This is a genomic window from Helicobacter pylori (genome assembly GCF_003638305.1).
Classification (GTDB): Bacteria; Campylobacterota; Campylobacteria; order Campylobacterales; family Helicobacteraceae; genus Helicobacter; species Helicobacter pylori_DJ.
Genome location: NZ_MVYP01000004.1, coordinates 1 through 11,948 on the forward strand (window position 1 = coordinate 1; position 11,948 = coordinate 11,948).

General features: G+C 37.6%; 9 protein-coding genes and 2 pseudogenes. 1 reads left to right on the plus strand and 10 read right to left on the minus strand.

Annotated features, from left to right (window positions below):
• Positions 1–137 precede the first annotated feature (137 nt).
• From EAL04_RS02405 to EAL04_RS02450, 10 genes and pseudogenes are all read right to left on the minus strand, one after another.
• Positions 138–1,055 carry an outer membrane beta-barrel protein gene (locus EAL04_RS02405; protein ID WP_120973035.1) on the minus strand — a complete coding sequence of 306 codons (918 nt, stop codon included), beginning with the start codon at positions 1,053–1,055 and terminating at the stop codon, positions 138–140.
• On the minus strand, positions 1,025–2,011 hold the full coding sequence (locus tag EAL04_RS02410; protein WP_120973038.1) for a tRNA dihydrouridine synthase: 987 nt from the start codon (positions 2,009–2,011) through the stop codon (positions 1,025–1,027). Before EAL04_RS02410 ends, EAL04_RS02405 begins: the two co-directional genes overlap by 31 nt.
• 92 nt (positions 2,012–2,103) lie before the next feature.
• Positions 2,104–3,120: a tRNA lysidine(34) synthetase TilS gene (gene tilS, locus EAL04_RS02415; RefSeq protein ID WP_120973040.1), complete on the minus strand. Its 1,017-nt coding sequence runs from the start codon at positions 3,118–3,120 to the stop codon at positions 2,104–2,106.
• A 35-nt stretch (positions 3,121–3,155) separates the two neighbouring features.
• Positions 3,156–4,223, minus strand: coding sequence for an HP0729 family protein (locus EAL04_RS02420; protein WP_120973042.1), 1,068 nt, complete (start codon positions 4,221–4,223; stop codon positions 3,156–3,158).
• 9 nt (positions 4,224–4,232) lie between these two features.
• Entirely contained in the window at positions 4,233–4,484 is a 252-nt protein-coding gene (locus tag EAL04_RS02425; protein ID WP_223822635.1) for a hypothetical protein, read from the minus strand.
• A 169-nt stretch (positions 4,485–4,653) separates the two neighbouring features.
• Positions 4,654–6,311: pseudogene (locus tag EAL04_RS02430) on the minus strand (LeoA/HP0731 family dynamin-like GTPase).
• Positions 6,308–8,159 (minus strand): annotated as a pseudogene (locus EAL04_RS02435) (GTPase). The pseudogenes EAL04_RS02430 and EAL04_RS02435 overlap by 4 nt, the downstream one beginning before the upstream one ends.
• Before the next feature lie 245 nt (positions 8,160–8,404).
• A complete protein-coding gene (gene rimO, locus EAL04_RS02440; protein ID WP_120973044.1) occupies positions 8,405–9,724 on the minus strand; it encodes a 30S ribosomal protein S12 methylthiotransferase RimO in 1,320 nt (439 codons plus the stop codon).
• 1 nt (position 9,725) lies between these two features.
• Entirely contained in the window at positions 9,726–10,187 is a 462-nt protein-coding gene (locus EAL04_RS02445; protein ID WP_120973046.1) for a phosphoribosyltransferase, read from the minus strand.
• An 8-nt stretch (positions 10,188–10,195) separates the two neighbouring features.
• Positions 10,196–11,305, minus strand: coding sequence for a pyridoxal-phosphate-dependent aminotransferase family protein (locus tag EAL04_RS02450; RefSeq protein ID WP_120973048.1), 1,110 nt, complete (start codon positions 11,303–11,305; stop codon positions 10,196–10,198).
• 146 nt (positions 11,306–11,451) lie between these two features.
• Here EAL04_RS02450 and EAL04_RS02455 point away from each other — a divergent pair, with 146 nt between their 5' ends.
• Complete coding sequence (locus EAL04_RS02455; protein WP_120973050.1) at positions 11,452–11,928, plus strand: phosphatidylglycerophosphatase A family protein; 477 nt, start codon at positions 11,452–11,454, stop codon at positions 11,926–11,928.
• Positions 11,929–11,948: the final 20 nt, after the last annotated feature.

The window sequence follows — 11,948 nt, forward strand, 5'->3', positions numbered from 1 at the left end:
AAATTTATTGGATTTCAAAAAAAAAAAAAAAGATTTTGGGTGTTTTTTAACTATTTATCTTTGGAGTGTTAATTTTTGTAATAATGAAACCATTTTTTGAATTTTATAAGCAATATTTAATGAGAACGAAAGCCACACTAAAACAAAAACGCGTAGCTGACAAAAACTTCTTTATTCCTAAAAACGCTGAAGTTTTGTCGGATCGTTTGTTGCTGCCACACATTGCTAGCTCCGAAGTTTTTCCAACTTTGCGCGCTCAGGCTGTAATAAGGGATTTTTAGCCCCACATTGAAGCGGTTGTGTTTGCCTATATACAAAGAACCTCCAAAATTCACAAAAAACCCCCCACCCGCTGCAAAAAATTTATCATCTTGTTGCGTGTTTTGATTTTGATATTGAGAACTCCACAAGATTGCGTATTCCACCCCACCCCCACCAAACACGCCTATCTTAAAAAACAGCATTTTTTCCGTTTTTAAAGCGAGTTTCAAAAGGGTGTCTATAGGGAGATTGACAAACACATTCACGTTCAAACCAAACGCCATGAAATGCCCGTTATTGAAAAGGAAGTCTTGGGGGCTTGGGGTTTTTTGCAAATTTAAAGAACCTTGAGTGTTTGAAGCAGGATCGTAGGTTTTAATCGCGCTCGGGTTGTAATTCGCTTGGGATAAAAGGGTATCCCCCCCCACTTTTTGGCCTAATTGCGCTTTAGCGTATTCTATATCCCCCCACACCCTTAAGCCTAAAATATGGTATTTATCAATAGCTATTTCATCGCCTATTTGCCCGGTATAAGACAAATTTTTACCCCCCTTATAATAGGCTTCTAATTTATCGCCATAACACACGCTACCAGGACAAGTGGGGTTGTCTTTATGGGCTTGTTGCCACATGCTTGTGCGCGTGTTAGCCCCTGTGCCTAGCCTAAAACCCAAATAAATGTGGTTTTTCGTTTTAAAAAAAGGCGTTTTTTCAGTAGCATTACCCCATAATACCCCCAAACTGGCCAAAAAAACAAGCGCTTTCAAACGCTTTTTTGATTCAATTCTACCCATAATGGCACTTCACCTTGCAACATTTCTTGATTAAAAAATTCCTCTATGCTCTCTCGCATGCTCTTTATTTCTGTAAGGGTATTGACGCAGTTGCGAAACGCGCTCGCTTGCATTTCGCCCTTAGCGTAAGCATGCAAATTTTTCCTAAACATCACTACCCCCCTATCCCCATAAAACTCCACCATTTTATCAAAATGTTCTAAAACCAGGTCTTTTTTCACGACTGCGGGCAATTTTGTGGTGTTGTTTCTGATTTGCCAAAATATCCATGGGGCTCTTAAGGCCGCTCGCCCTATCATTAGCCCATCCGCTTGCGTGATTTGCAAAACTTCAAAGGCTTTTTTCACGCTGTCAATTTCGCCATTGGCTATCACAGGCTTTTTTAAAATCCCTTTCATCAAAGCGATGCTTTCATAATCTATTTTGTCTTTTTGGTATTTGTCGCTTCGTGTCCTCCCATGCACCACCACATAATCCACCGGTGTGTCATTTAAGGCATGAGCGATTTCTTTAGGGATTTTCTTTTCAAAGCCTAAACGCACTTTCACGCTTGTGATTTTTTTATTGGTGTTTTCTCTAATTGTTTTTAAAAGCTTCACTAAGTGGTTTAAATCTTTCAATAGCCCACTCCCGTTACCATGATTAGCCACTTTAGGGGTAGGACAACCGCAATTAAAATCAATCCCGCTCACATGCTCTAAAGCGTTGATTTTTTCAACCGCTTCTTTGACTACGCTTTCTTTAGAGCCTGAAATTTGCACCATGAAATGATCTTCTAAAGGGGATTTTTCCAACATTTTAGAAGTTTTATCAAACGCATACACTAACGAATGCGAGCTCACCATTTCGCTTGTGGTAACATCCACGCCAAATTTTTTCACCACGCTCCTAAAAGGCAAATCCGTATAGCCTGCTAGAGGGGCTAGAAAAAGCCATTTTTTATTTTTAAAGTCCATCCGCTCTCATATCAAAGTTTTTGCTGTATTTTGACACAATCAAGGTTAAAAAGCACTTTAAAAACTTATCGCTTGATTAAAATTAAGCTCTTTTATAGATTGATGAAACTCTGTTTAAAACGGGTTAAAAAATCATGCGTTGGTTGTTTTAAAAACTCTGCGTATAAAACAGGCCGTAAGCGTTTAGGGATATTCAACCTCCTAGCCTTGTCTTTAAAATCCTTTGGCATGCTTAAAGTTTTTTGGGGTTTAAGAGCGATAAACACACACTCTTTATCGCTTTCAATGATGAATTTTTGAGCGATTTCTAGGCTAAAAAAATGGCGTTTGATTTCTTCTTTTTGAGAAAAGCTCAACACATACCCCTTTTGCTTTAAGATTTTATCCACCATAAACAGCGCGTTTTGCGAATATTGAAAAAAAGTGATCCCATGCATTTGTGAAACGGGCATCAAAGGATAAAGCCGCTCTTTTTCTTGATCCAAAAATTTAAAACTTTGGATAATGCCATTAGAATAATCTTGCATCAAGGCGTTAGCGTAATGTTTCCTGAAAAAATTGCGTTTGAATTTTAAAGAAGAATTAGAATCATCTTCAAAAAATTTTTGATCTTTAGCGAGCGTTTTAAGGGTGTCTTTAGGGGTGTAGAGCAAGGGGCGAACGATCGCATAAGATTTTCTTTTTTCATAGGCTTGAAAGCCTAAAAGCGTGTTTAATCCGGCTCCCTTGCTCAATTGCATCAAAAACCATTCCAGCCTGTCATTCAAGTGGTGCGCTAAAATCAAATGCTTGTAAGAATGCTCTTTTGTTAGGGTTTCAAAAAAATCATAACGAACTTTTCTCGCTTGCATTTCAAAATTGCGCGCGATTTTTGGAGCGTAATGGATATAGCATTTTTTATGGTGTGTTTGGGCGAGTTTTTGAGCGTGTTGGATGATTTCAAGGCGTTGTTTTTGCGTGTTATAATCTACTAAAGCGATGTCAAAAGCAATGTTTTCTCCAACTAAAAGATGGAACAAGCAAGTGGAATCCAACCCACCTGAAAAACCCAATAAATTCTGACCCTCTCTTAAAGGCTCTAAATAGGGTTTAAAATCTCGCGTTATCAAATCGGTGCTAAACGCATGCTGGATTGATGGTGCTTTTATGAAGTTTCCTTGTGGGTTAAAACGCCTTTGAGTAAGCTCGCGCCTTCTATGCCTAAAATTTCATTCCTGAGTTTTTCCACTTCATTCAAACCTGGAGCTTTTGTGTGAACGGCTTTATTGCGGATGTTTTGAATGAGACTTAGGCTTTTTGAAAAAGGATAATTGATGAATCTTTTTAAGTTTTCTTCTAAATGGCATTGGACTTTTTCGTGTCTGAGTAAAAATTTAACGATCCCAAAATTGGGCTTTTTAGTGAAAAAATCTTCAAGTATCAAAGATTTTCCCTGGACTTTGTAAGTCAGATCATAAAGGCTGGGATCGTTTTTGCAAGCCTTTAAAAGAACTTTTTTAGCAAAAAGATAAATTTCGTATTCTAAGGTTTTGGAGTATTTGACGATGATGCTGGTAAAATCATTCAAAAGATCGTTTTCGCTTTGTAAAAGCTCTAATTCGGCATGAATGATGTTATTGATGCTATCAGGGTGTAAGAGGTAAAAAAGCCTTTTGCCAAAAACAAAACGCATGAAATTTTCTTGCATGATTAAATATTCTTTGCTTTTATACACGCTCAGATAATGCTTTTCATCGCCTAAAAAATAAGAACGCTCTTCTTTTAACTTTACCGGCAAAGGATAGACATAATTATTCCCATAAATGGCGTAAGTGTGGTTATTTGGCGCGATGAAGTTGGCTAAAAATTGATCCCTTAAAAGGCTAAAATCTTCCCTGACTAATTCCCTTAAATCGCTGATAATAAAAAAGTCTTCCACTTCCAAATTTTTTTCTTTATAATAGCTAGGGATCAAACTCTCATCAATCTCTTTAGAAACCTTTATCACCTTAGCGGCAAATAAATTAGCGTAATCGGTCAAAAAAAGCTGCAAAAAATTTTTTTCATTGGTGGCTTTGTAAATTTCTTCTAAAGAGTCGTGCTTTTCTTGATCGTTGAGCTTTGATCGGATTTTACCAAAGCCCACTTGGGATTTTTCCTGTAAAACGCTTAAATGTTGTTGGATCACATCTTTTTGATAGTAAGGGTTATAAAGGATTAAAAGGTGGTTCATGCCTTGAGCTTATTTTAGGATTTCTTTGAGGTTTTGCTTGATCTCGTCAGGATTTTGCTCGTATTCTTGGATGAGATCTTTTAAAATTTCAAACAATTCGTTAAAATCTTGCGGGTGCTCTTTTTTAAACTTCACTACCAAATCCAAAGCTTCACAAGCGTTATTCAATGGATCTTTATCGTCATTGAAAGCGTCTTTGATACCCAAAACCATCTTGGTAATGCGAGTGCTTTGCCCAGGGCTTGAAATGCGTTTGCATATAAAGCCTTTGAATGCGTTGGCAAGCTTAAAAGATGCACAAATTTTAGAAAACATCGCCTTTCCTTATTAAAAGATTTAAAATACCGCTTGTTGGATTAGTCCGTTTCAAGCTCAGCCAAAAAGCCTTTTTGATGCGTTTTTGAAATTTTAACACAATTTCAGTTCATTCCTATTCAGGCTCAACATCTATGAAATCTTCGCCCTTGATAAAATCTTCGCCAGTTTGAATCCACTTTTCAAGTCCTTGAGCGCACTCTTGCGTTTTTTTAACATTCTCTTCGCATTCTTGAATGCATTCTTCTAGTTTCAACGCCATTGGGAAACATGTTTGTTTGAATCTGGTTTCATCGTTGATGAGATCCAAGATTTCTTGTTTTTGTCCGTCAAAATTAGATTTCATTTTTTCTTTAGCTTTCTCAAATTCTTGTTGTTTTTGATATTTGTTATAAGAATCCCATGCTTCAAAAGCAAGACCGATAAGCGGTAAAGCTTTGTTCAAATTACTTGCCAATTTGACAGCACCCCAAGGTTTGAATTTTAAAGCCAAATCTATGCCCACAAATTTTCCCGCAGCCACTAGCGCGTCTCTAGCCAGTTTAATGTTAGTTGCATTGATAAAACCGCTTTGTTCTAAAAGTTTGATTCCAATCCTTCCAAATGTCCCGGCATGTTTTTCAAAAGAACTCATATCGGCATTAAAAGTCGTCCCAATTTTAGCAATTTCATTTGAAATCCCTTGCGTTTGTCTTTCAAATTCATTTTTGACTCTTGTTTCCATATTGATATATCCATCGCCTATTTCTCTTGTAACAAAATCATTAAAGGTTTCTAGGCTGGTGCCAGAAATTTGACGGCTGAGATCGCTAAAATACCTTATCATAAATTCTCTTAAATGAATGCGGACTTGAGAAATTTCTTTATTTAAATCTTGAATTTCCTTCCGCCTTTTTTCAAGCGTTTTATTCAAATATTCCATTTCTCTATTAATCTCTTGTTGCTCTTTTTTTGCAAGCGGCATTTGCCTATAGACCACATCTTGAATGACGCTTTTTTTGGCTTCTTCTATGATGGTTAATTTCCCGCCATTTTCTTTAATCTTTTTTTGAGTCGCGTCTTGCAAGGCTTTGATGTGTGAGAGCTTTTGGAATTCTTCTTTATGCTTTAGCTAGTGTTCCACCCCCAAATCATAAGGGTTTGCCGCAACAGCGACAATAATCAAACCCTCTTTTTCTTTTTCGCTTAAAGAAATGAGATCATTCAGTCGGTTTTGAACGTTTTCTTTTTTGATTTTAAATCTTTTATAAATATTGTCCTGGATAAAAGATTGAGCGTCCTGAACAACCAGTTCAAATCGTCCTTATGGCTTTCTTTGATAGGGTTTGACGGGTTGAGCGCGTATAAAATGAGGTGGGCTTCGCTGATATATTTTTTCGTAATATCTTTATAGCGTTCTATTTTGCCGCTATCGTGTTCTTTTACTTTAAACCCGAACAATCCCGGGGTGTCAACCAGCTCAATTTCATCATCTATGTTATAGATTTTAACTTCATCGCTGGATTCTTTGTGGTCTATCTTCATGCTCTCTTTATCCAACCGCTCGATCCAAGCTGCCGCTATGGATGTTTTCCCGCAAGAAAAACCTCCCACTAAAGCCACTTTAAGTTTTTGACCGGCAACATTTTTAATCGCATTATGGATTTTGTCTTTGAGAGACTCTTCAACCTTGATTCCGTATTCTTCCCCAGTATGGACAAAATCAAGTAATTTTTTAAGAATTTCTTGATTCCTCTTTTGATTTCTTTTAAATTGTTCTAGCGTTTCATTCATTGCACATTCCTTGTTTTGATGTTATGAGAGATGTATCCTAATTTTTCATGGGCTTCTTCCAATTGTCTTTTCATGCGTTCGTAATGATCAACAAGTTTGTTAAAACCGGCGTTGAGTTCTTCAATCATTCCCAATGCGCCTTTTTTATAACTTTCAAGTCGGCTTTTCACATCCTCTGCAATTTTTTCACAAATTTGATGTAAATTCTTATCCACTTCTTTTTTTTGTTGGGATTTTTTATAATCTGGATTAAAAACATTCCACATTGTTTTAACTGCCCCCACTAATGCTACAAGACCCGCTATACCTAGTTCAACCCAACCTATAGGATTCCAAATATTAACTATTCCAAGCAAAACCAAACCTCCTATTGAAGCCCATAATGCGAATCCATCAATGCCGTTATCAATATTAAAATCAGTATTAAAATCAAAATTACCACTATCAATACTGATGCGTTCCAACATTTTTAAAGAATCTTTAACCCTTTCTTTAAATCGTTCAATATCTTCTTTTATCTCTCCATCAAATCGTTCCTCACATTCTTTAAACCGCCGTTTTATGTTTCCACACAATATTTCAATTCCTTGAATGAGTTCATTTTTAAAAATTCTTTCACATTCATTATCTTCAATATTTTTGTTAATATGCGCATACATTTTTTCTCTCAAGTCAGATTTGAATTGATCGATTTTGCAGAACGCTGAATTGGTTAAATTTAATATAAATTTTTCTGTAGAACGATCCAAATTAAAGCGAGCTTCTTGTAGGTGTTCTTGTGCTTCTTTAATCATTGGATCGATCCGTTTTTCAATCGTGGTTTTTATCGTATTTTGTAATTGTTCTACCACTTTTAAGGCTTTATTGCAGTTTGATTGAATGATTTTGGCACGCGAATTTTCAAGAAGCTCTTCGGCTATAAATTTTGCTAATGGTTTGAAATGGGATTGATACAATAATTCTCCTGCTTTAAAATCTTTTAAAAATTTTTGTTTCTTTTTATCAAAATCAGTCCCTGGGATCAAAGCTTGCGCAAGGCCATAAAAAGCCATTTGGGCGCTCACTGCTTTATAGCCCTTGTAGTGTTTGCCTAAAATATTTTTCATCTTTTTATTTAAAATTTTTAAGCTTTCTTTTTCGTTTTCATCAATAAGCCCATCTTTGAAAGCTCTTGGGTTGTTAATCGGTTTGTTGAAAATCGTCCATACCTCTGTTTGCGAACCGAGTTGTCTTTGGATTTTTTCAATCGTTCCCCTTTTCCCTTCTTCTCCTTTTTGCGGAGGATTAGGCGTTTTGGTAACATAAAAAATAGCATGGGCTTTTTGCGTTGCGTTAGAAATCTGATCGATCACTTTTTTTTCATTGCCTTCTATCCCTGGCACATCCAGCAAAGTAAAGTTTTGATGGTTGTATTGGAAAGAATAAGATCGTGTTTTTAAAGTGAAATCGCTCCTCCCATCGCCTATGATCGCTCCATCTTGGAATTTTTCTAGCTCCAAAAGAGCATGCCCGCTGTCTCTATCATTTTTCACATCATTTGAATAGAGTTGCCTGAATCGTTCTTGTTGATCCACTTTACTTTGTTCTTTAAAAAACATCCTCAAACATTACAATAAGGGTTGATTTCCCCGCACCGGTTTCCCCATAAAAAGCAATGGTAAAATTTTCCCACTCTTCATTATTTTTTAAACTTTCAAGCTCTTTTAAACTTTCACGCTCTAATTTTTGAAACACCTCCAACGCTTCTTGGTTGAATTGCTTCAGTTTTTCATCTTTGTCATCAGCGTTTTTGAAGATATTTTGAAGATCTTTAATGCTCTTTTTCACGCCAAGATAAATGTTTTTCATTTTTGCATGCCTCAAGCGGATTTTTCTTGCGCATTTTAACAAAAAAAAAAAAAACGCAAACCCCTACTCTCTAGCCACGCTCTAGACGCGCTTTTAGCCTTATGGCTAGCTTTTAAAAAGGGCTTAAAACCTTAGCGAGTAAGATATTGTCTTTAAAGGTGCTAGGCATAATCGTGTAATACCCGGGTTGTAAAGGGGTGGTTAAGGCACTGTCATTGATTAAAATTTCGCCTTATGGCTAACTTTTAAAAAGGGCTTAAAACCTTAGCGAGTAAGATATTGTCTTTAAAGGTGCTAGGCATAATCGTGTAATACCCGGGTTGTAAAGGGGTGGTTAAGGCACTGTCATTGATTAAAATTTCCCCATCCACTTCAGGCACCCACCTGAGATCCCTAGCTTTGTAAAAATACACGCCCTCTTTATGTTCCACTAACGCCTTAATGGGCTTATTCAACAAAGCCTTAAAAGAATGGTTTTGGTGTTTTAAAGCGATTTTATTCAAGGCTTTAATGCGGGCGTTAATGATTTTTTTAGGCACTTTTTCTAAAGAATAGGCATGCGTGTTTTCTTCCGCGCTGAAAGCAAAAATATTCAATCTGTCAAACCGGAACTCGTCTAAAAACGCGCTCAATTCTTCAAATTCGCCCTCATTTTCTTCCGGATGCCCTACAATGATCGTGCTTCTTATAAAGCTTTCTTTAACCTGCTTCATGGCGTTTAAAAGCTTTAAATGGTGCGCTTGGCTGGAGTTGCGCCGCATTTTTTTAAGCATGGAGTCGCTGATGTGCTGGATGGGCATGTCAAAATAATTTTGAAAAACAGGCGAGTCTTCAATTGCACCAATCAGATCTAAAGTGGTGCTAGAGGGGTAGAGGTATAAAATACGCGCGCTCTTTAAGGCTTGCTGCTTGTCAATCGCCTTAATGAGCTGGATCAAGCCGTCTTTTTGCCCCTTATCGTATAAAAATGAGCTAGAGTCTTGAGCGATAAAAGTCATATCTTTATAGCCTTTAAGGGCTAGATCCTCCACTTCTTTTAAAATGGAGTCTAATTCCCTACTTTGCAATTTCCCCTTAAAGCTAGGGATAGCGCAAAAAGAGCATTTTTGGTTACAACCCTCAGAAATTTTAACATAAGCATGCACGCTTGATCCCGTGATGATGCGCACGTTATAATGCTCGCTTAAAAACACTTGCTCGCTGAATTGGTTTTGTTTTTTAGCGATCAAAATATCAATTTTGTCATAATCCCCCACGCCGGTAAAAATATCCACTTCAGGGATCAACTCTTTGATTTCATCTTTATAGCGCTCGCTCAAGCACCCGCTCGCAATCAAAATCGCCCCCTCTTTTTTGTCTTTAGCGGCGTTGAGAATGGTTTGGATACTCTCTTGTTTGGCGCTTTCAATAAACCCACAAGTGTTGATAAGGATCACATCGGCTTTTTTAGCGTCATTAGTGAGCGTGTAGTTATAAAGCTTGCCTAACATCACCTCTGAATCCACCAAGTTTTTAGAGCAACCTAATGAAATCAGGCAGAGTTGTTTGTTTTCTTTAACTTGCATGTTAATGGCTTTTTAAGTTTTTCAAATCCACTTCCCAAAAGAAATCAATCCATTCAGGAGCGTCTTTCAAAAACGCATCAGCTTTGTATTTCGCGCTTGTTTTTTGGAACAAACTCGCGCTATAAAATTTTTTATCAGGGTGTTTGTCTTGCAACACTTTAAGCACCGCTTCCAAAGAATTACCACTATCTACGATTTCATCTACCACTAAAATGGTTTTTAAATGATCTTTGATCGTGGGGATATTTTCAATTTTTAGGGCGTTTTGTCGGTGGGTGGTGTCATAAGAAATCGCATTGATGCCATAAACTTCCCTTAAATCCCAGTGCAAACTCAAAAAATGCGTCAAAGTCATGCCCCCTCGCATCACGCACACAAGGGCTTCTGGAACTCCGCAAAGGCACTCCACTTGTTTTACTAATTCCAGGCTGTCTTTCAAAAAGGTTTCATAAGAATAATGCATTGTGATCCTTAAATTTCGTAATATTGCTTCAAAAAAGTTGCGTTCGCCGCGCCGTCAAATTCCCTTAAATCCAAATCGTTTAGGGCTAATTCTAGGGCGTTTAAGGCGTAAGCGCTTTTATAAACAGGAATGATCCCCATGTGGTTGATGCGAATGAGTGCGTCTTTATAAGGCTCTTGACCGCCCGCAAATTGCACCTGGTATTTTTCTTTTAAAAGATTTCGCAATTCTTTGGCATGCTCGCTAACAATCGTTGTCATGCTCAAGCTCGAGCTTTTAGGGAAAATCTTCAAACCGAGCGCTAAAACGGCTTTTTGAGTGGCTAAAGCGACTCTTTTAGTCTCTTGATAGAGCGCTTCAAAGCCCCCTAAATTTTGCACCAATTCAAAATAGCGTTGCAGCCCTAAAGTGTGTAAAATAGGAGCGGTGTAGCTTGTGGTGTTATTCCTTTGGTTTTTTAATTCGCTCTTCAAATTGAAATAAAACCCCACATTGCGTTCTTCTATGCATTCAATTGCCTTTTGGCTCAATGCGACTAGGCTCATCGCAGGAGGCAGCATGAACGCTTTTTGACTCCCTCCAATGAGCGCATCAACATGCGTTATTTCTAAAGGCTCAACCCCTAAAGCGGTGATCGCATCTACTATCACAAAAACATTCGGGTTAGTTTCTTTGATCGCTTGAGCGATTTTTTCTACAGGGTGTCTTAACCCCCCACTAGACTCGCATGCTTGAATGCAAAACGCATCAATATTAGGGTTGGCTTTAAGCGCGTTTAATATTTCATCCACTTGAGCCGGTGTGTCCCATTCATAGACTAATTCATGGGCTTTGATAAAATGGGCTTTAGCGATCTTGCCAAACCTTTCGCCAAACTTACCCGCATTAACAAAAAGCAACTCTTTTTGACATAAGGAAATCACACTCGCTTCCATAGCCCCTGTCCCGCTACTGCTTAAAAGCAAAACTTCTTCTAAACCTGTCATTTTTTTTAAATTTTCTCGCACGCTTTGGAAAATCTTTTCAAAATCTTTGGTGCGGTGGTGGGGCATTTGCTGAGAAAAGCTTGAGCGCATCTCTTCATTAATGGCTACAGGGCCTGGAGTGAAAAGCAACATTAAAATTAACCTTTAATTTTTGAGAGAATTTAAAAGTTATCATACTAAAACGCGCTTAAAATTAAGCCTTATTGTTTAAGAAAATCGCTTTTTAATGCAAATAAAATGCTAAAATACCATGATTTAAAAAGAATTTAAGGCAATAATTGAATAAATTTGGTTGGCGTGCGTGTTTTCTAACCCTTTTTTTTAGCGGGTATTCTAAAAAAGCTCCTGGAACGATAGGGAGTTTAGTAGCGTTGTTATTAGGCTTACCTATTTTAATTTTTTCGGCTAACACTTTGTTTTTAGGGGCGGTTTTTGTTGGACTTATCGCTATCGCTCAAATAGATAAGGAAGAAGAAGAGACTAAGAGGCATGACAGCTCTTACATTGTGATAGACGAATTAGTGGGCATGTGGCTTGCGATGGCGATTAGCGGCTTATCGTTAGCGGGTGTGGTTTTAAGTTTTATCTTTTTTAGGATCTATGATATTACTAAGCCCTCACTCATTGGCAAGATAGACAAAGAAGTTAAAGGGGGTTTAGGGGTGGTGGCTGATGACGCTTTAGCGGGCGTTTTAGCCGGCTTGAGCGCGTTATTAGTCATCAGTATTTTGGGATTTTTCAACATTAAACTTTAATTTTAAGAAAATTCAAAAGC